Origin of the sequence: Polynucleobacter sp. GWA2_45_21 (assembly GCF_001830325.1) — a bacterium.
GTDB lineage: Bacteria > Pseudomonadota > Gammaproteobacteria > Burkholderiales > Burkholderiaceae > Polynucleobacter.
Genome location: NZ_MHZG01000003.1, coordinates 37,891 through 58,276, shown reverse-complemented (window position 1 = coordinate 58,276; position 20,386 = coordinate 37,891). Strand labels below are relative to the sequence as shown.

Annotated in this window: 23 protein-coding genes; 4 read left to right on the top strand and 19 right to left on the bottom strand. The window is 41.9% G+C overall.

The window, feature by feature from the left end; all coding sequences use genetic code 11:
- Positions 1-528 (top strand): ribosome biogenesis factor YjgA, encoded by a 528-nt coding sequence (gene yjgA, locus A2X74_RS05730; RefSeq protein ID WP_293624337.1) that lies wholly within the window; start codon positions 1-3, stop codon positions 526-528.
- 704 nt (positions 529-1,232) lie between these two features.
- On the opposite strand, the gene A2X74_RS05725 is transcribed toward yjgA, so the two are convergent.
- The 4 genes from A2X74_RS05725 to A2X74_RS05710 form a co-directional block, all read right to left on the bottom strand.
- Positions 1,233-2,371 (bottom strand): IS3 family transposase gene (locus A2X74_RS05725; RefSeq protein WP_293624335.1). Its coding sequence is split into 2 segments (ribosomal slippage): positions 1,233-2,131 and positions 2,131-2,371, totalling 1,140 coding nucleotides; the frame shifts between segments, so codons are not numbered across the junction.
- A 160-nt stretch (positions 2,372-2,531) separates the two neighbouring features.
- Positions 2,532-3,608 (bottom strand): acyltransferase, encoded by a 1,077-nt coding sequence (locus tag A2X74_RS05720; protein ID WP_293624333.1) that lies wholly within the window; start codon positions 3,606-3,608, stop codon positions 2,532-2,534.
- A gap of 79 nt (positions 3,609-3,687) precedes the next feature.
- Entirely contained in the window at positions 3,688-3,873 is a 186-nt protein-coding gene (locus A2X74_RS05715) for a hypothetical protein (RefSeq protein ID WP_293624331.1), read from the bottom strand.
- A 28-nt stretch (positions 3,874-3,901) separates the two neighbouring features.
- The gene (locus A2X74_RS05710; RefSeq protein WP_293624329.1) at positions 3,902-4,480 is read right to left on the bottom strand and encodes a DUF308 domain-containing protein; all 579 of its coding nucleotides are present in this window, start codon (positions 4,478-4,480) and stop codon (positions 3,902-3,904) included.
- A gap of 269 nt (positions 4,481-4,749) precedes the next feature.
- On the opposite strand from A2X74_RS05710, the gene A2X74_RS05705 reads away from it, so the two are divergent.
- Positions 4,750-5,769, top strand: coding sequence for an ionic transporter y4hA (locus A2X74_RS05705; protein WP_293624327.1), 1,020 nt, complete (start codon positions 4,750-4,752; stop codon positions 5,767-5,769).
- Between the two features lie 122 nt (positions 5,770-5,891).
- On the opposite strand, the gene A2X74_RS05700 is transcribed toward A2X74_RS05705, so the two are convergent.
- From A2X74_RS05700 to A2X74_RS05655, 10 genes are all read right to left on the bottom strand, one after another.
- Entirely contained in the window at positions 5,892-6,608 is a 717-nt protein-coding gene (locus A2X74_RS05700) for a transaldolase (RefSeq protein ID WP_293624325.1), read from the bottom strand.
- Positions 6,609-7,136 carry an HAD family hydrolase gene (locus A2X74_RS05695; RefSeq protein WP_293624323.1) on the bottom strand — a complete coding sequence of 176 codons (528 nt, stop codon included), beginning with the start codon at positions 7,134-7,136 and terminating at the stop codon, positions 6,609-6,611.
- Between the two features lie 17 nt (positions 7,137-7,153).
- Positions 7,154-7,753, bottom strand: a complete 600-nt coding sequence (locus tag A2X74_RS05690; RefSeq protein WP_293624321.1) for an SIS domain-containing protein — start codon at positions 7,751-7,753, stop codon at positions 7,154-7,156.
- A 10-nt stretch (positions 7,754-7,763) separates the two neighbouring features.
- Positions 7,764-8,462 (bottom strand): nucleotidyltransferase family protein, encoded by a 699-nt coding sequence (locus A2X74_RS05685; protein WP_293624465.1) that lies wholly within the window; start codon positions 8,460-8,462, stop codon positions 7,764-7,766.
- The gene (locus tag A2X74_RS05680; protein ID WP_293624319.1) at positions 8,462-9,445 is read right to left on the bottom strand and encodes a GHMP kinase; all 984 of its coding nucleotides are present in this window, start codon (positions 9,443-9,445) and stop codon (positions 8,462-8,464) included. The genes A2X74_RS05685 and A2X74_RS05680 overlap by 1 nt, the downstream gene beginning before the upstream one ends.
- On the bottom strand, positions 9,429-10,463 hold the full coding sequence (locus tag A2X74_RS05675; RefSeq protein ID WP_293624317.1) for a Gfo/Idh/MocA family oxidoreductase: 1,035 nt from the start codon (positions 10,461-10,463) through the stop codon (positions 9,429-9,431). Before A2X74_RS05675 ends, A2X74_RS05680 begins: the two co-directional genes overlap by 17 nt.
- Positions 10,460-11,317: an SDR family oxidoreductase gene (locus tag A2X74_RS05670; protein WP_293624315.1), complete on the bottom strand. Its 858-nt coding sequence runs from the start codon at positions 11,315-11,317 to the stop codon at positions 10,460-10,462. Before A2X74_RS05670 ends, A2X74_RS05675 begins: the two co-directional genes overlap by 4 nt.
- The gene (locus A2X74_RS05665) at positions 11,317-12,270 is read right to left on the bottom strand and encodes an NAD-dependent epimerase/dehydratase family protein (protein WP_293624313.1); all 954 of its coding nucleotides are present in this window, start codon (positions 12,268-12,270) and stop codon (positions 11,317-11,319) included. Before A2X74_RS05665 ends, A2X74_RS05670 begins: the two co-directional genes overlap by 1 nt.
- A gap of 417 nt (positions 12,271-12,687) precedes the next feature.
- On the bottom strand, positions 12,688-13,557 hold the full coding sequence (locus A2X74_RS05660; RefSeq protein ID WP_293624311.1) for a hypothetical protein: 870 nt from the start codon (positions 13,555-13,557) through the stop codon (positions 12,688-12,690).
- Between the two features lies 1 nt (position 13,558).
- A complete protein-coding gene (locus A2X74_RS05655; RefSeq protein ID WP_293624309.1) occupies positions 13,559-13,804 on the bottom strand; it encodes a hypothetical protein in 246 nt (81 codons plus the stop codon).
- A 60-nt stretch (positions 13,805-13,864) separates the two neighbouring features.
- Here A2X74_RS05655 and A2X74_RS05650 point away from each other — a divergent pair, with 60 nt between their 5' ends.
- Positions 13,865-14,767, top strand: a complete 903-nt coding sequence (locus tag A2X74_RS05650) for a tyrosine-type recombinase/integrase (RefSeq protein ID WP_293624307.1) — start codon at positions 13,865-13,867, stop codon at positions 14,765-14,767.
- Here A2X74_RS05650 and A2X74_RS05645 read toward each other — a convergent pair.
- Genes A2X74_RS05645 through rfbF form a run of 5 tightly spaced genes read right to left on the bottom strand, consistent with a single transcriptional unit; the run spans position 14,764 to position 19,259 of the window.
- Entirely contained in the window at positions 14,764-15,606 is an 843-nt protein-coding gene (locus A2X74_RS05645; protein WP_293624305.1) for an NAD(P)-dependent oxidoreductase, read from the bottom strand. The two genes, A2X74_RS05650 and A2X74_RS05645, sit on opposite strands and share 4 nt — an antisense overlap.
- Complete coding sequence (locus A2X74_RS05640) at positions 15,603-16,826, bottom strand: class I SAM-dependent methyltransferase (protein ID WP_293624303.1); 1,224 nt, start codon at positions 16,824-16,826, stop codon at positions 15,603-15,605. Before A2X74_RS05640 ends, A2X74_RS05645 begins: the two co-directional genes overlap by 4 nt.
- A 2-nt stretch (positions 16,827-16,828) precedes the next feature.
- Entirely contained in the window at positions 16,829-17,386 is a 558-nt protein-coding gene (locus A2X74_RS05635) for a dTDP-4-dehydrorhamnose 3,5-epimerase family protein (RefSeq protein WP_363925330.1), read from the bottom strand.
- The gene (locus tag A2X74_RS05630; protein ID WP_293624301.1) at positions 17,383-18,450 is read right to left on the bottom strand and encodes an SDR family oxidoreductase; all 1,068 of its coding nucleotides are present in this window, start codon (positions 18,448-18,450) and stop codon (positions 17,383-17,385) included. Before A2X74_RS05630 ends, A2X74_RS05635 begins: the two co-directional genes overlap by 4 nt.
- Positions 18,451-18,482: 32 nt before the next feature.
- Positions 18,483-19,259, bottom strand: a complete 777-nt coding sequence (rfbF, locus tag A2X74_RS05625) for a glucose-1-phosphate cytidylyltransferase (RefSeq protein WP_293624299.1) — start codon at positions 19,257-19,259, stop codon at positions 18,483-18,485.
- A 59-nt stretch (positions 19,260-19,318) separates the two neighbouring features.
- Here rfbF and A2X74_RS05620 point away from each other — a divergent pair, with 59 nt between their 5' ends.
- Positions 19,319-20,383, top strand: a complete 1,065-nt coding sequence (locus tag A2X74_RS05620; protein WP_293624297.1) for a zinc-binding dehydrogenase — start codon at positions 19,319-19,321, stop codon at positions 20,381-20,383.
- The last annotated feature ends 3 nt before the right edge of the window (positions 20,384-20,386 follow it).

The following is a 20,386-nucleotide window of genomic DNA, read 5'->3' as shown; positions in this document are numbered from 1 at the left end:
ATGCATATTAATGAGAAGAATCGCACTCCCAAGCTAGCCGAGGCCGATGAAGGGCCTAGTAAGTCAGAGCTTAAGCGCCAAATGACGGAGCGCCAGAAATTGGCTGAAGTGCTAGCGGCTCTCAGTAGTGATGCCTTAAAGACCATTCCACTTGATGAGCCTATTAAAGCTGCGATTGCAGAAACAAACAAAATCAAAAGTTTTGAGGCCATACGTCGTCATAAACAATACCTTGGAAAACTGATGCGCTTTTTAGATGAAGAGGAATTAGATGCCATTCAGAAGCGTCTAGATGCAATCCAAGGCGTTAGCAAAGCAGAGACTGCCAAGCTGCACCATTTAGAGTCTTATCGCGATCGACTGATTGCTGATGATGCCGCTTTCACCAAAATGATTGAGCAATATCCTGATATGGATATTCAGAATATGCGAACTCTTATTCGCAATGCACGAAAAGAGAAAGAGCAAAATAAGCCACCAAAGGCTTACCGTGAGATCTTCAGAGTTCTCAAAGATATGGGAATATAAATTGCTCCTACCAAGACTCAGGCTTTTGGATTCTTGAAGATATAGCCATTTTCGCTGTGTTGACAAATTGTCATCCGACATCCTTCCGAGGACAGGCACTGTGTATTAGCGCACTTGAATTAATTCTGAATTTTTATCTAAGACGTACTCGGAAAATAGCCTAACAATATCTAGCCACTTCAATTTTGAATTTCTTAGCAAGCCGTAATAGAGCTTGTAACCATCAAATAAATAGTAGTTTTGATAATTTTCCCATTCCAGAAAAGACAAAACCACCCGAAGGTGGTCTGTCGCCCAAAAAGCAATCGGATATACCGAACGGTTATTGGGTGAGTCGTGACGTGATTATACGTCTTTTGAAGACCGATTAATTCACCCAAAAATTGAATGGATTAGGCAATCATCGAGTTCAGCAATAGATCTTCAAGATGCTGCGATTCTTAATCAATACCTAATCCTTGGGATTGATCGATTAAGTCCTGCAAGGCTCGATCTTGAAACTCACTCATTCTCAGTTTGTCCGTCACGAACTCCTCATGGCTTTCTCTTTGATTGGAGGCAACGATTTCTACTGCTAGAGCATGTTCTAAATTTTTATTTATCAATTCGTTTACCCCCCCACCCCTCAAGATCATCAATTACAGGCTATTGACTACTTTAGCCTCAGCTCTAAACTGGCATTCCCCCGATTCAGTAGACACTTTTCATAACGCACTTTGACGTTGTTCGAACGCCATTGGGCTTAATTGGGCAAGATGCTTGTGACGTCTCACCCGGTTATAGAACTCTTCGATGTATTCAAAGATTTCTGATTTTGCTACCGATCTACTTGGATAGATCTTTTTCTTAATAAGCTCGCTCTTTAAACTGCTAAAAAACGATTCTGCTACGGCATTGTCCCAACAGTTACCTCGCCGACTCATGCTGGGGCTTAAGCGATTCTCTTTGCACCACCGAGCAAACTCATCACTTCCGAACTGACTGCCTTGATCTGAGTGGATGATGGGGCTGTTCTTGGGCTTTCTGCGCCATACGGCCATGGTCAAGGCGTCGAGCACCAGACGAGTTTCCATGCGGGCTTGCATGCTCCAGCCAACCACTAATCTGGAGTGCAGATCAATCACAACCGCTAAGTAAAGCCAGCCTTCATAGGTACGGATATGGGTGATATCAGTCACCCAAGCCTGATCAGGAGCATCGTAGGTAAATTGACGCTGCAATTGATTGGGTGACACCAAGGCGGGTCGACCTACGCGGTAGCGGGGACGCTTATAACCCCGAATTGAACAGAGTTGTGAAGCCTTCATAAGTCTTGCTACTCGATTCTCACCACAGATAATCCCTGCTTCTTTAAGATCGTGATAAATCCGTGGGCTGCCATAAATCCCCATACTTTGATCATAGTAGTAACGGATCTGTTCTGCTAGCTTAGCGTTCTCAAGAGCGCGAGGTGATTGAGGTTCCTTTAACCAAGCGTAATAGCCACTGCGGTGCACCTTCAATACTCGACACATGCTGCTGAGTCGAAACTCACTCCGATGCTCTTTGATAAACGCGTACTTCACTCGGACACTTTGGCAAAGTACGCGGCGGCCTTTTTTAGGATATCGCGCTCTTCGGTAGTTCGTCTGAGTTCTGCTTTGAGCTTATTCATCTCAGCTTGCAGAGCTTTGACATCTTCCAACGGCGGCTCATCTGGACCTTTGAGCTTGCGGGTCCAGGTATAAAGTAAACCTACAGGAACGCCTAAACGACTGGAAACCTCTGTGGCTGAATGACCTTTTTCAATAATTTGTTTGACAGCTTCTAATTTGAACTCAGCTGTGTATTTGGTTCTCTTCATAAACACTCCTTCGATTCATTGTTGACAATATTAACTGTCTACTGAATCGGGGAAATGCCAAACCTTACCTGATTTGAATCAAATAAGGGGAATAACTCTAATTAAGATATGGTTATCCTCATGACTACAAAGTGGCCGTCGACCAGAAAAAAGAGCTATCTTAAATTTTTAATTTGGCTGACGGAAGCTCAATCCATCTATATAGATAGTTAGATGCAATCACACTTGTAATTACTACGAGAATCATCAAACTAATGGCCATCATGGCGTGAGCATGAACATACAAACCGGTGGCAATGTAAATTGTGTTTGCCAGCAAGATAAAAGCAAAGTGAATCAAGAAGGCACAATAGGATCTAGGGCTTGCCCAGGCAATTGCTTGTAAGGTAATTTTCTTGAAGATTGAGTCATCCGCCCGTATTGCTGGATAAGTTGTATTACCCCAAATGTATAAAACTAAAGCCACACACCATGCCAAGACATTGCGAGCCCACAACTCTTGAAAAGAAGAAACTGCAATCACTACTCCCAGCCCAAATAATAATAATTTAGCCAAATTCTTAACCTGATGATCTGAGTAGTTTTTTGCCAGATAGGCCAGCATTCCAAGACTGTAAGCCCCCAAGAAATAAATAAAGTAAGCCTCATACTGACTAGAGCGATTGAAATACAGTAATGAACTAATAGAAACAATACTGAGCAACCAAACTAAGGCTTGATAAGAACTGAAAGACATTAGCAAGATGGCCAATACAGAATAGAGTTGCCAATCAATCGCCACATACCAAACACCTGCAGAAATAGAATCTAAACCTAAAATCCCCTGCAAGAAAAATAGATGCGCTACAAATTGCGCCAGTGTCTCTTGCTCGCCCACGAATTCATCATTGACCCAAAAGCGAGCAATCCAAGCACATGCGATCGTGAAAACTAGCGCCACCGAATAGGGGGCAAACAGACGTAAGTAGCGATTGATAATGATGCGTAAAGCAAGATTGGCATTAAATTGATTATTAGGCAATTGCATCAGTGATTGGGTAGCGAGATAGCCTGCCATTACTAAAAAAATTTGTACTGCATAGCGGCCGTACTCATACAAATACTCCATGAGCATTGGTAAAGCCAATTTTGCATCTACCGCTATCTGCCCATAACTCGATAGGTGATGCAGAATGATCAGTAAAGCTGCACTCACTTTTAGTAAATCAATCAGAAAAAGTGAATTATCTTTTTTCAATGAAGTAACTCAATCAATCTGACTCATTCAATTGGGTTAGATGGTAAATAGTAGATAGCCGATCGTAAAAGTCACTGATTTATTTTGACTTTGACTTGGTCTTGTTCATTAAAGAAGCAAGCAATGGATTAGTGCTAGCCAGCTCTTTTTTAGTCTTGGCAACATCTTCAGCCACCCCTGGTTTAGGAACCTTAGCAGCATTTTTCATGCGCTGAGCTGTGGTGAGGGCTAGGTTCTTATAGAGATCAGTCTTTTTCATTGCCATGGCAGGAACCCCTTAAAACTATTCCAAATTAATTAGTCAAAGAACGCGCAGCCAATCCCAAGAACAGTAAAGACCATCCTTGCAATAAGAGCTCAATAGCAATGAGTAAACCAGGCAACCACAGACTACTCTCTGGATAACCACTCATGATGAGTACGCCCATCAAAATAGAGATAGCAGATGAGAGTACCAACCAAATCCACTCATTAAAGTGGCGGTGCTGAAACGCTGAAATCAAACGCAGCACACCAGTTACAAAGAAGATCGCTGCCAACCATAGAGTGATTGCTTCTAATGCCGGAATTGGAAAAGCCCAAGTATATAAACCAGCCGCAATGTATAAAACAGCCAATACCACCTGAATCGATACACTCCTCCAACCAGTGGATTTAAGGGCATGAGCAAACTGCAATACACCACCCAAAATCAAGAATGCACCCAGCACATTAATCGAAATAAATGAAAATAAACTTTGACCCGCAATACCAATCATTCCCAGCACAATAAACAAAATCCCCATACCAATCAGAGTGCCCGGCACTTTAGCGGCCGCCCCTAAAACAGCAGCTCGGATTTCTTTTATTTGGGCAGTAGACAACTCAGTCATGTAGGCAGCTTTCTAAAGGTGAAAAATAGAGAATGCAGATAAAGGAAAGTTCAAATACAAATAAAGACTAACCACTCTATTATCTCAGGGTTTAATTGCTAATATCTGAATATCTTTTTAAGAGTTTCCCAGAGCCCAAAAGCTTATAAAGTGAATATGCAATAACAATGGCATAGGTGCTAAAGTACATAATTGACCACCGATACAAACTCACTTGAGGCACCCGTCACAAATAGTCATTCACCAAGCGCCACTAACAATCTACCCAAATGACCGATCTTCTTAATCAATCCTGGTTTATTGCTTTAATGGCAATCACCCTCATTGGGGCAGTACTATCAGCCGTTCATCATGCTGAGGTGATTGCCCATAAAACGGGTGAGCCTTATGGAACTCTAGTACTTGCGATTAGCGTGACCATTATTGAAGCTTCACTCATTATCGCGATGATGTTTGCTGGCCACGAGGGTGCGCAGTTTATTGCCCGAGATGCAGTCTTTGCTACGGTCATGATTGTCATGAATGGCGTTATCGGCTTATGCATCTTTATGGGTGGCTTTAAACATCATGAGATGTCCTTTCGTAATGAAGGCACTAATTCTGCGTTGGCAGTACTTACCGCACTAGCCACTTTCATCCTCGTCATGCCCATGGTCACTGTAAGCACCCCTGGGCCAGACTTTACTAGAGGCCAACTAGCATTTGCTGGCATTGCCTCCTTTGCTTTATATGGTGCCTTTCTATTCTTCCAAACAGTGAGCCATCGTGATTACTATCTCCCAAAGGCTGAAGATCAAAAAACTGATAGCGGCGTCCATGCAGAAAAGCCTAGCAATCTTAAGACTGCTGCAAGCCTTCTGTTATTGCTCATTTCTCTAGCTGCCGTAGTAGGACTTGCTGAAGCCCTAAACCCCGCCATTGAAGCAGGAGTCAAAGCTGCCGGCGCACCCAAAACAGTGGTTGGTATTGCGATTGCCATGTTGGTACTGCTACCAGAAGGCTTTGCCGCGGTAAGAGCCGCTAGGGCCAATCGCTTACAAAGCAGTTTGAACTTGGCGCTAGGTTCTGCCTTAGCTAGTATTGGATTGACTATTCCGACGGTAGCAGCCTTTGCCATTCTTTTTGATCTGCCACTCAGTTTAGGAATTAGCAGTCTAAATATGACCCTGATGTATCTATCGTTCTTTATTGGGGCATTAACTCTGGCGATTGGTAGAACCACCCTCCTGCAAGGCGTTGTGCATTTGATTATCTTTTTTGAGTTTTTGTTCTTGAGTTTGGTGCCTTAGCAAATAGATAGCGATTGGAATAAGGCCACAAATTTAGAATTGACACACTTTATAGAGTATCTGTTAATTGAAACAAATAGGCTCTCAGCCTATATGACGCATTATAACTTATTGGAAAAAAGTTAAAGCTTATAACCTGCCTCAACGGCATCCTTATAAAACATCTTTACCGTATCCAAAGAATACTCATCCAAGTCGTATCCAACTAGTGATAACTTTTTAAGAATATCATTAGTAACGGTAATGACATGACAACCGATATCATCTGCCTGAAAAATATTCAATAACTCTCTTGGGCTAGCCCAAATTAGTTCTGCAGCAGGAACCGCCTTTAGCATTTCAACCGCCCTAGCCATTACCGGCACTGGATCAACCCCCGTATCCGCTACACGACCAGCAAATACAGAGACATAACTCGAGATATTTGGATTTAATGAGGCTACAACGTCACGCACCTGATCAAGCGTCATCAAGGCGGTTACATTTAATTTAACCTTTTGATCTGCGAGCTTTTTTACTAGCGCATAACAAGTCTCTTGTTTGGTATTAGTCACCGGAATCTTGACGTATACGTTTTCACCCCAGCTAGCAATCTCTAAAGCCTGACGCTCCATCTCCGCAAAATCGTCCGAAAAAACCTCAAAAGAGAGTGGCTTATCCTTAATCGAGGTTAGGATGTCTTTGCAAAAAGCTCGGTAATCCATTATCCCAGCCTTCTTCATTAAAGTAGGATTAGTGGTTAATCCTTTAATAAAAGGTTTTGCGTACATCTCAAGCATGCCAACTTTATCAGCGCCATCCGCAAAAATCTTAACTTTTAAATCTTCTACTTTTTTCATTTAAAACTCTCCACAGATAATTTGTTGCGCCTCTAATAATGAAGAGACGATAAAGTCAGGTGATTCAGGCTGTTTTTCAGCATAACGATAATTAATAAAAAAGGTTTTGCAGCCAGCAAATTGACCAGCTTCAATATCGCGCCAGCGATCACCCACCATAAAGCTTTTTGATAAATTAATTTGATATTCTCTGGCAGCATCAATCAATGCCCCCGGCAAAGGCTTTCGGCACCGACAACCATCCGCATGGTCGTGATAGCAAGTCTTGATATCATCCAATGGTAATTGTGAAAGTAAGTAATTATTTATTTTCTCAACATCTGATTTTTGAGTTACTCCACGAGCCACATCAGGTTGATTGGTTACCACTATCAAAAGGTAATTTTCTTCATGCAATTTTTGAAGGGCTTGAGATACTCCCGGCAAAATTACTAACTCACTAATATTTGCTGGCGGATAAGGGGTGCCATTACGAACCACCGCCTGATTGATAACACCATCGCGATCTAAGAAAACTGCTCGTCTCACTGAAAGTATTTCTCGAGCTATTTACTCGTAGACTCCCACTTAGTTTGATTGGCCTTAAGCTTTGGATGAGAAACCAGTAAGTGCCAAACTACACCCTGAAATGCCTCTGAGTGAGGAGTGATATTGTCAGAATTGACTGTTGGGACAATAACGCAAGCGTCTGCAACTTGCGCTGTATATCCACCATCACGACCGACAACACCAATTACTTTTGACCCAACCTCTTTTGCCAACTTTAGTGCTTCTACTAAATTCGGACTAATATTTTTTTCTAAATTGCCGCCGCCAACTGAAAAAATAAATATCATATCTTTCGATGAAAGCTTGCTTGTTTTTAACCACTCAACAAAAATGGTTGCCCAACCCTCATCATTAGTGCGAGCAGTTAATTCAGAAACATTATCTATTGGAGCATAAGATTCAATGCCTACGATTTTGCGAAAATCATTTACCGCATGAGAACAATTTCCGGCGCTACCACCAACCCCCAAGAAAAAAATTCTTCCACCATCGGCCTTAACCTGGGCTAATAAATCAGCCATTTTCTCAATCGCATCTACATCTATCTTTTGAATGATTTCAATTGATTCATTTAGATGTTTTTGGGCGTAACTCATAAACCGTCCTTTATTTTTTTCGCATTAAGTAGTTTTGGGTATCGGCAATACCCTGATGTGAGCCTATCTCATAAAAACGCTCAAAGACTTCATAGCCTGCAAGCTGTTTTTGTAAGGACAATTCATTATAAACTCTCGAAAGATCTAAAGCCTGTCCAGAGGGATAATTATTCAGAGCTTTAGACTCAAGCACCCCCAGCCCATAATCAATATAGTGCATCTGAGTTGTAACCACTTCCTTGTTGTATTCAATAAGCTCTTCATTCTCGAACCACACGTTACTACGATCCCACAGATTTTGGTTTCTTAAAACCGTCATTAGCGCAAGCCGACCGCTACCAAGAAAAGCGGTTTGCACCCGTGCAAAATCAATTGGAAGATAAGAGTCGCCATACAAAACAAAGAATTGCTCTCCCAGCATCGGTAACGCCTGTTTTAAAGCTCCTCCGGTACCAAGTAATTTAGGCCCATCAGGTGAATATTGCACATGAATCCCCCAGCGTGATCCATCTCCCACAATCTCTTGGATCATCTCCCCCAAATAGCCAATACATAAAACGACAGAAGTAATGCCCTGAGTGCGAAGATATTCAAGCTGATGGTCTATAAAAGGCTTCCCTGCAACCTCAATTAGGGCTTTGGGAATAGTTTGGGTGATAGGACGCAGTCGCGTAGCCAAGCCCCCGGCTAGAATTGCAACAGGAAACATCAAGACGACATCATCACTTTAGCGCCTTCAAAGTCAAATTTAAATCGTACCTCTTCAAGGCCGGCGCCATTCATTGCCTGACGCAACTGACTTCGATTTTTTGCCATAAACATTAAAAAACCGCCCCCACCTGCTCCTACTAATTTTCCGCCAATAGCGCCATTATTCATAGCTAGCTGATACCAATCATCTATTTGGGGATTGCTCATACCTCCTGAGCGACGCTTTTTGTGCTCCCAATGTTCATGCATCAACTCTCCAAATAAAGCTATATTCCCATTTTCTAAAGCAGCTTTACTACGCAGGCCAAGATCTTTGACGTAATGTAAGTTAGCAATCATATCTGCATCATTTTGCTGAGACTTTACCTTTTGATCTCGCAAAATACCGCTTGCACTTCTAGAAAAACCTGTAAAAAAGAGTAGCAAGTTGTCTTCCAACTCAAACATCGTCTGCATACTAATTTTTAGCGGTTCGGCAGTAACTTTTCCATCTTTATGAAAAGTAAAACATGTTAATCCGCCTATGGCCGCAATATATTGATCTTGCTTGCCAATAGGCTCACCCAACCGATCAATTTCAATATGACAAGCCAACTCTGCCAATTCATCTTGATGAATATGGCGCTTGCGGTGGGTGTATAAGGCCTTAAGCAAGGCAGTGGTGAAGCTACCTGAAGATCCCAAACCTGTTCCAGCAGGTATATCAGCTAAGGTTGTTATCTCCACTTGAGGCGTACGAAAACCCATTAAATTCAATGCCTCTCGAATAATAGGATGTTGCACCTGCTCAACTTTTTCAACCTGCTCTAACTGCGAGTACTTGAGATAGATTCCCTCTGTAAAAGGACGCATTACTGTGACATAAACGTACTTATCAATAGCTGCTGCTATTAAAAAACCTTCATGCTCTTCATAATAAGAGGCTAGATCTGTGCCGCCACCGCCCAAGGTAATACGAAGAGGACTACGCGAGATGATCATAACCAGAATCCTTATAAATTTGATCGATAATCTTTAATGCCTGATATGCATCATGTAGACCGGCAGCGGGTTCTCGATTTTCATGAATATCCTGATAAAACTCTGCCATCTCTAGAGCCCATGAATCATCAGCCATTGGATATTCCCAGGAAATAGTTTCGGGAGGGCCCATTTGAGGCAGCATCTTATAGTAAGTTAACTTTTCCAATCCGTAGCTTCCGCCTAATCCCGACAAATCCAACTTACCATCTTTTCCATAAATCTCCATAGAGAATAGATTTTTCCACTCTGTACAGGAAGCGTGCAGAAAAGCAACCTGCTGCTTAGCCGTCTTCAGCAACATAAAACCGTTATCGTCAACTGGCATATCCCAATAATATGTGTGAGCAAAACCCTGAACCTCAGAAAAATCACCAATAAACCACCGTGATAGGTCAATCAAGTGAGGACCTTGATCAATAAGCTCACCACCACCAGATAATTGCGGGTTCGCTCGCCACTCCTTATCGTATCCCAATCTAGCACCATGTCCATATCGAGCGCGGATAAACATCAAATCCCCTAACACGCCAGAGTCAACAATCGATTTGGCCTTCTGCAAACTTCGGTGATAGCGATGATTGAAACCAACGCGGACTTTGATGTTGTTGGTTTTAGCTGCCGCGATTACTGGTTCTAGTTCACTGGCTGAACGAGCAGCAGGTTTTTCTACAAGCACATGTTTACCGGCAGCAATAGCAGCCAATGTAATTTCGGCAAGCGAATCATGTAAGGTAGCAATAATGACAATATCTATTTGAGGGAGCGCTAAGAGCTCACGCCAACTTGAAAAAGCTTGCGCCCTAAACGGTAGAGCCAATTGCTCTGCTCGGGGTAAATTGACGTCAGCGCACGCCACTAAATTTCCACCAGGGCCTAAATTAGACGCCCTCTTTTGACCAATCAAGCCACAACCAATAATGCCAACACCCAACACTTTGCATACCTTATCTTTGATTTCTATTTGATTCGCGCTCATACATCACCCCATTCCATTCCACGATCGCGACCAGAAATTCTCCTCAGAGTATACGTATCGCTTGCTGCCAGTTGCTCAATATGTTTTGGCCACTCTTGCCATTTATCCCATACTGCGCTTACTAACTTGCCAGTAATCCCCAGGCTGGCATCACTTGCCAAAAATAACACCAAATCTGCAACCTTATTCATCGAGGCACCGCCTTGAGCAAAAACGTTCTCCGCAATCTCAAACTCGCGAGGGCCGGCAACCGATTTTCCAGAGACAACAACTTCTTCCAGAAGACTGGTCTTCATCGCACCTGGGGCAACGCAATTAACCCGAATCTGTCGAGATTCCACCTCCTGTGCCAGTGTTTCAGAAAAACGCACTAAGGCGGCCTTGGCACTTGCATACGCTGTAAAGTTGGCTCTAGGGCCAGTAGCGCCGCCGCCAGATAAATTGATGATGGTGCCACTACCAGACTCACCAATGAAGTCAAGTAAACCATGGCATAAAGCCACAGGGGACATTAGGTTAACCTGTATTGCTTTATTCCAAAGAGTGAGATCGTTTTCTACCAGAGGGCCAATAGGCCCATGAATGGCTGCATTGTTAATTAATGCGTCCAGGCGTGGCAACTGATCTTTAATTTTTTCAACCAATAAGCTTACCTCTACTGGTTGAGCAAGGTCACATGGAAATATGGTGGCCTTTTGATTCGGTCTTTCGGGTAAGTTCTTGCAAACCCCCAATAAATCATCTTGGTTGCGAGCGACTAACGCAATATTCCAACCCGCACTCCAAAATGCGTTTGCCAGATGCGCCCCAAGCCCTCGCGAACTCCCTGTAATGACTGCCCAAGAATTACCCATTAGCGCGCCTTAAATACCCATTCATTTTCACGTAGATATTGCACAGTCTTAATCACGCCCTCATTAATAGTAAATCGAGGCTTCCAACCTAATGCTTGAATCTTCTGGGTATCTAGAAAAATAAATGGATTATCACCAATCCAACCACGATCACCGCCCGCATAATCCAATCTAGGCTTCACGCCTAATTCATCACAAATCCACCCAATCGAATCATTGACCTCACAATAGCCATCTACGCCCAAGTTAAAGATATTGACTTTTTCTGTAGCCCGATCCATTGCCAACAAAATTGCATCAATACAATCTTGAACATACAAATAAGATTTACGCTGTTTCCCATTGCCTAATACTGGCAGACAAGTCGGGTCAGCTTTGAGCTTTTGATAGAAATCAAAAACATGCCCATGTGTATAGCGCTCCCCTAAGATGGAGACAAAACGAAAGATCCAGGATTGGAAACCAAAACCCTCGCAATAGGCGGAAATTAGCCCTTCGCAGGCGGCCTTTGAGGCTCCGTACAACGATGTTTGAATTGGAAAAGGACCGTTTTCAGGAGTGGGCACAACCGGAGCCTCTCCGTAGACCGATCCAGTAGATGAAAAAGCAATTCTTTTGATGCCATTTGCACGCATAGCTTCAAGTACGTTGTATGTAGCGATGGTGTTTTGCTCAAGATCGCGACGGGGATAATCGGTACCAAAACGAACGTCAGCGTTGGCGGCCAAATGAAACACTGCCTCACCACCAGTAAATGCATCTTTCAATGCATCTAAGTCTAAAAGATCAGTTTTAAACAGTGTGAAATTTGGATTCAGTAAAGCGCCTTCAAGAAAACGGCGCTGACCCGTGGAAAAGTTATCCACCCCTATGACCGAATGACCATCTGATAGCAGGCGATCAACCAATGTACTACCAATAAATCCAGCACATCCTGTAACTATGAATTTCATGAGCAGACCTTAATAGTGCAAAAAATACAATCAAATACCAGTAAGCATTATGTTGAAATGCATTGGGTAAATACAACCGAGATTAATTGAGTTAATTATCTCAAACTCTATAAATTTGGTGAAAGATGTTAATTGATAACTTCGTCGACTAATCGCCCTTAATCCAAGCATCTGCAAAAATGTGTGCTAAGGGGTATTAGCGTTCTTACCTCTTCTTTACTTATAAAAATTCATCGATTTTTTAGTGCCATTTTTAGTCTAAAAATGATGAGTTTTCTTACGCCTTAAGGCGACAATAAACTAGTGAAAAATAGAAATTATTGAACAACAAGAACAGGCTTTGCGGCAACCTAATTAAGAATGAGTCCGTTTTGTAAAAACGGTATTTACCTGAAATTTTGCCTCAATTATCCTTTTCTAGCGCTTGATATTTTTGGGCGCTAACTTCACCGAAATATCAATTACTTCTTGCTTTTTGCGCCACTCAATTTGCCGACGCAGCTCATCTAAAGTTTTAAAGTACGAGCGATCTAAATCATCCGCCACCCTTTGCGAGCGATTGAGATTTAAATATTCCACCAATCTCTTATCCCGAATTTGCTGGCGCACTTTGAGTAAGCACTCTTGATTCTGAATCGCCCAAATCTCACCTTGCAATTGTTCCATCAATTTATCGGCCATATCTTCAATGGGCCGTGTTTCCGCTCCATGGTGGTAACGTGTACCAACCATTCCTGGGATAGTTAAATCTTTAACACCAAGCGAACTTAATAAATCTTGCAAGCGCTTAAATATTACTGGCGAGTCTTTTTTGAATGATTGCATTTCATCTAAATCGAAACGACATTTTTTAAGCACAGCTAGAGCCCAATATCCGCCCTGAGTTTGCTCTAAATTTAATGATGAAATGAGTTCTGGATTATTCACCCATTCCTGAGCTGCAATTGGATAATCATCAAAACCCACAGCACTGAACTCAGAATGCTTCGGGAAACGATTCAATAGATCATGAATGTAGCGTGACTCTAACTTTTCAAGGCGGAGTTTCTTCCAAATAATCACCGTTAATGAATGTACTGATGCTCTCTCGGAAATTCCAACCGGAACAAACTCATCAATAAAAAGTTGTTCTAGCTCGTGAAACTCTTGCTCGCTCTCGCCTGGTAATAAAGCTTGCACTGCATAAGCACCGGTCTTGATAGCGTTACGAGATGCTGTCAGCTTACCCTCGGCTGTTTTAGGCCCACCTGAGCGAGCCTTGCGCTGAGTTTTTGGTAAAGCTGGCATTTTATTTTTTTGACGAAACTAGACGAACGCCAGGTCGATCTTCAGGGGTGCCGATGAACTCCACACCTCCAGCTTCAAGCGCAGCTTTTAACGCCTGAAGCACTTTAATGCTAGCACTCTCCAAAAGCCCATCGCAGGCCTCCACCCTTCTGATTGTGGAAATAGCAACTCCAGCCTCCTCCGCTAGACGGGTCCCAGACCAATCCAACAGGGCTTTTCCTGCTCTTACTTGCGCTCCAGTTATCATATATGAAATTATTTGTACTATATAAAGTACTAATTAGTTTTTTTAAAGGATATTAAGGCCATGTGTAAGCATACCGCAAAAGAATTGCTAAACAGAACCATTATCAAAATCGAGGGTGCCTATGCGCCATCCACAATTAGAGCCTACAGAGCTAACTTTGAGAGATTTATTCAATTTTGCGAAAAGCACAGTATCGACGCACTCCCGGCAAACCCTCTAGATGTCGCCCTATATATAGCCCATCTAACAAAGAGTGGCCTGAAATCATCTGGCATCCGAATTGCAGTGGCTAGTATTTCTAGCATTCACAAACTTAATCACCTTAGTGACCCAACTAAACATCCCGACGTCAAAATTGAATTGAGACGTATGCACCGCACACTTGGAAGATCATCCAAACAAGCCTTCGGAATTACAGCTCCAATACTAGACAAATTACTTAGTGCAACAAGTAATAATTTAAGAGGAGTTCGAGACCAAGCTCTATTGTTGCTTGCTTATGACAGTATGTGCCGACGTAGCGAGCTTGTCTCATTAAGAATCATAGACATACACATAGATGAACTAGAAAATTATAAGCAAACGAAATTGCGACTACGTAAAAGCAAAACTGATCAAGAACTCCAAGGTAGGTGGATATTTTTAACAGAAAGATCTGCTGCGGCTCTTTCTCTATGGCTAAACCAAGCGAAGCTAAAAGATGACTTTCTGTTTAGGGGGATTAATAATGCAATTGACATCACCCAAGAATTAAAGAGCAGTCAGATAAACCGCATTTATAAACGTTTAGCAAAAGACGCGAAACTTCCTAAACATATAATTGATCATATCAGCGGACATTCTATGCGCGTTGGAGCGGCACAGGATCTCTTAAAATCAGGAGCCAGCATGACCATGATTATGAATAACGGGCGTTGGTCTAAGATAGATACGGTGATGCGATATTTAGAGCAGGCAAATTAAATTGATAGTGAATTTAATTTGGCGGGAATACCCCAAAACTCAAAGGGCTCGTATTCAGGCAAAGGAAAATGCCCTAAATTTAAATGAATATCAGAACCGCGCTCTTGGCACCTCCTTCGCACCAAGTCAAGCACAGAAATTGGCGACCCACTTGAACAATTGATAACACCATTAATCGTAGGATTTTCTAGGGCAGTGCATATTCTTTCAGAAATAGCCTCTATTGGCAAATAATCCCTAAGCTGAGTTCCTATCGACATATCAAAAGACTGTCTTTTTTCATCAATAGCCATATCCAGTTGAGACAAGAGACTTTTAGGATTTTGCCCCTCTCCATACATATAGAAGAGCCGCATCCATTGCAAGGTAAAACCATATTCCTTCTGGTAAAACTGCAAGGATTTTCGTAATGAATCCTTTGCAAAACCATATGGAGTAATAGGATTCGTACCCATATCTTCCGTAAGAGCGCCGGATTGCAAACCATACTCGAGGCATGTGCCAGCTACCACCAGATGAGATATACCTGATTCAATGGAGGCCTTAAGAAAAACTAGATCCGATTTAAGATTCTGAAAAATATGGAAGTTACCTTGGTAATTAGGTAGCCCAGGCCATGCAAGATGAATTAATGCATCACCGCCATCCAGCCCTTCAATCGCAGGACCATAATTAAGGTGCAAATCGGCCTGAATAAAGTCGACTACATCAAACCACTCAAATTCCTTGGCACGATTTAGATTCCGAGCAACTGCGATAACTTGATGCCCATTTTGCAGCAATTTTCTTACCAAGTGCTGACCAATGAAACCAGTAGCACCCGTAACTATAACCTTCAATTCAAAACCTTTAACTCGGGCACCGCCACAACAAACTTACCACCCCAAATCGCGATATTTTCTTGCTCTTCGACCTCTTTTGCAATATTCCAAGGAAAAATCACCACCCAATCTGGCTTACGATTAGCAAGCGCTGAAGGATGGAGAATTGGCAAATGACTGCCCGGCATATATTTATTTTGCTTAGATGGTGCAGCGTCACAAACAAAGTCAATTAAGTCATTCTTAATGCCAGCATAATTCATCAAAGTATTTCCTTTTGCTGCTGCGCCATAACCTGCTATTGATTTCCCCAATCGTTTTTGATCGATCAAAAATGAAAGGAAATCATTTTTCACTTTATTCGCCTTAGCTTGAAATTCTTGATACACGCCCAAAGACTTCAAGCCAAACTTTTCCTCATAGGCAAGCAAATCAATCACCGCGTTTGTAGTTGGCCTTACATCATTAGCGTGACATCCATAAATACGCAGACTACCGCCATGAGTTGATAATTCCTCAACATCAAATATTCTTAAGCTAACCGAAGAAAAAATTTCCACTACAGTACTTAATGAGAGGTAAGAAAAGTGCTCATGATAAACAGTATCAAATTGATTATTTTCGATTAAACGCATTAAATGCGGAAATTCGAGATTAATAACTCCACCCTCCTTTAAGGCAATTTTTAAACCTTCAGTAAAGTCATTAATATCCGGAACATGCGCATAAACATTGTTGCCACAAATTAAATCAGCCCTCTTGCTTGATGAGGCCAATTCTCTTGCAACATCAGCGCCAAAGAACTTTCGTAGTACAGGCACCCCAATTTTTTCAGCAGCATCGGCAGTGCTATCCGTAGGTTCAATTCCCAAACAAGGTACCCCAGATTTCACGAAATTTTTCAATAAATAACCATCATTTGATGCGATTTCAATTACAAAACTATTCCTAGATAACTTTAGATCATTACTAATTTTCTCCACATATCTCGCTGAATGATCAAGCCAACTTTTAGATGTTGACGAAAAGTAAGCATAATCTTTCGAAAATAATTCGCTCGCCCGTGAATAATCCTCAGTCTGCACAAGCCAACAACTATCGCAAACATATAGCTTTAGGGGAAATATTTTTTCAGGGGCATGCAAATCATCCTCACTAAGATAATCATTTGATGGAGGGGCAAATCCTAAATCTAAAAATACGTGCTGTAAGTTATTTTTGCAATGTCGGCATTTCATCATTAAATTCCTTTAAATTCATAATCCCTCAACATAGTATGGGCAGAATCTCGAATCGAAATGGCACTTATGTGTAGCGGCCAATTTATACCCAAAGATGGATCAACTGGATTGAGTGCGCCCTCTGCATCCGGAACGTGAGGGGATGAATGCAAGTATAATAACTCACATTTATCAGACAAAGTCTGAAATCCGTGAGCAAATCCTTCGGGTATAAAGAGTGCTCTATTATTTTTTGCAGAGAGTTCTACAGCACACCATTTTAGAAAATTAGGGGAATAGGATCGAATATCAACAACCACATCCCAAATACTACCCCGCAAGCAATTAACAAGCTTCATTTCTGAATGAGGGGGATACTGAAAGTGCAGCCCCCTTACTGTGCCAGATTTTTCTGTGAACGTTTGATTAATTTGAGAAACAGGTTTTCGCCAACCAAGTTCTGCTAGCTCAACTTCACAGAAAATTCGGCATAAAAATCCTCGTTCATCGCCAATAGGCTTTCTTTCAATTATTTTGGGCCCGGGTAGAGGTAAATCATGTATTGAAAAACGAATCAAAGAAAATCCTTACTCAGATTATTGGTCCAACGTAAATTTTGATCTAGCATCCCATGCTGCATATGCTTTCGTAAAGTGTTAAGTCGCATATACGGGGAGTCACGAAAATTTTTATTAGAAAATAACATCCGATCAAAACCAGATCTAAGTCGCTCAATAGAATCCTCAAGACTTACTACTGGCAAATATTCGGCAGCAAGCGATTGAAATAGAGAAAAATCAACCATATATGAGCGTAAATCAGGAGGGGCATCAGCATTGATGCTTACCTCAACCCCCGGAATAAGCTTTGAAACCGTCATTGCCAAATCTTTTACCTGGTAATTATTTTCATTTCGTCCAGCATTAACAGCTAAATATCGACCCCCTTGATGCTCAGAACGATGAATTGCCCAGTCTATTGCGCGAGACATATCCTCAACGTCAATCAGCGGCCTCCAAGGTGATCCATCACTCAAAACAGTGATTTTTTGGGAGGTTACAGCGCATGCAACAAAGTCATTGAGCACCAAATCCAATCTGAGACGATCCGACATTCCACAAGCCGTGGCAAAACGCAAACAAGTTACAACCATCTGCTTTAAATTGAGTTGTTTGATATCAGATTCTGTCCCAATTTTTGATTTTGCGTAAGCAGTTAGTGGATTTGTGGGATCAGATTCAGATCGAGGACCACCTGCAGATTGGCCATACATTGAGCAGCTGGATGCAAATACAAAATTCTTAACGCCGGCCTCAATTGCTAGCTTTACTAAACGCAAACTTGACTTGTGATTTATTTGATTTGTAATTGCTTCAAATTCATTTCCCATCGGATCATTCGAGACGGCCGCCAAGTGAACCACTGCATCCACGCCATTTAGGTGACTTATGCCAATATCTCGAATATCCCCCATAAACTGACACTCATAGAACAATTCCGGCAAATACTCTGTACCAGTTAAGCAGTGCCCAAAAAAACCCGTGTCATACCCCACCAAAGTAATTCTCGGATAATTTTTCTTTAAATATTTTGCCAATACTGGACCGATGTAGCCCATGTTTCCTGTAATCAAAATGCGCATTCTGACTTTCTCTGTTAGTTATAAAACGAGTCTTATACAGCCCAAGTTTTCCACGGCGCAGCATCCCTCAACCACAATTCTTCTAGGTGATTTTTATCCCGCAAAGTATCCATTGGCTGCCAAAAACCATCGTGATGAAATGCCATTAATTGATCATTTTTTGAAAGATTTAATAGTGGATCCACCTCCCACGTTGTTAAATCACCATCGATATAATCAATACACCGTGGAGAGAGCACAAAAAATCCGCCATTAATCAAACCTCCATCACCACGAGGTTTTTCAGCAAATCCTGTGACTTGATTGCCTTCGAGCTGTAAAGCCCCGTACCTTCCTGGAGGCGATACAGCTGTTACTGTGGCCAACCTTCCATGCTGACGATGAAAGTCAAGTAAAGCTGCAATATTTATGTCACTAACCCCATCACCGTAAGTAAAACAAAATTCTTTTTCATCCTTAATATATTCAGAGACTCGTTTTAAACGCCCTCCAGTTAATGTTTTCTCACCCGTATCAACCAGGGTCACTCTCCAAGGTTCAGCATGTCGCCGGTGAACCTCCATCTGGTTGCGACTGATATCAAATGTGACATCGGACATATGAATAAAATAATTAGAAAAATATTCTTTGATTACGTAACCCTTATAGCCGAGGCAAATAATAAAATCATTAATTCCATAATGAGAATACATTTTCATTATGTGCCAAAGAATAGGTTTTCCACCAATCTCAATCATAGGTTTTGGCCTTAAATGAGATTCCTCACTTATCCTAGTACCTAAGCCACCGGCTAAAATCACAGCTTTCATAACATTAAACACCAATAAATTAAGGCTTAAAATAATCCATCAAAAAGGATAACCCAATAATGCCCAATAATCTAGCCAATCAAAATACATACACAGCTGCAGCAGTACTTTTTGAAACAAATAGACCTCTTCAAATTCTGAGCAATCTTAGATTACCAGATCTTAAATCCGGCCAAGTTCTAGTTAAGCTATTTTATAGCGGCGTGTGTCATAGCCAAATTATGGAGACTCGGGGGCGACGAGGCGAGGATGCATGGTTGCCACATCTTTTAGGTCACGAAGGGTCAGGACAGGTAATTGCCATTGGAGATGACGTAACAAAAGTAAAATGTGGGCAGGATGTTATCCTAACTTGGATTAAATGTAATGGAATCGATGCTGGAGGAGCGCAATATACACATGGGCCATCCTGCGTAATTAATGCAGGCGCAGTAACCACATTTAATCAATACGCAGTTGTTTCTGAAAATAGACTAGTACCATCACCCGAAGGCCTGCCACTTGACATAGCAGCTCTTTATGGCTGCGCGATCCCAACAGGGGCCGGGATCATAATCAATGAGTTAAAGCCCGAAAATAAAAAAGATTTTGTTTTTGTAGGTATCGGGGGCATAGGATTAAGCGCTTTAATGACTTCGTGCATTTACTCACCTAACTTAATCATCGCCGTAGATATTTCTCAAGAGAAACTGAATTTAGCAAAAGCACTTGGCGCAACCCATACCGTAAATGCCTCCTTGGTTGATCCAAATGAGGCAATTAAAGGAATTGCACCCAATGGTGTTGACTATGGAATAGACGCCTCAGGAACTACAAAAGGGATTGAACTCGCATTCAATTCAATAAAGCGGAATGGAGGAATTTGCACTTTCGCATCCCATCCAAGGCATGGCGACATGATTACCCTTGATCCATACGAGCTTATTTGCGGCAAACAACTTCGCGGAAGCTGGGGTGGCAGCGTTGAGCCCGATAGAGATATTCCATTATTTTCTAAGTTATTTAAAGAAAATAACATCCCTATAGAAAAATTAATCTCTAGAAGATATTCATTAAATGAGATTAATCAAGCATTGGATGACTTAGAAAGCGGAGCAGCGACCCGCCCTTTAATCTATTTTTAGGAA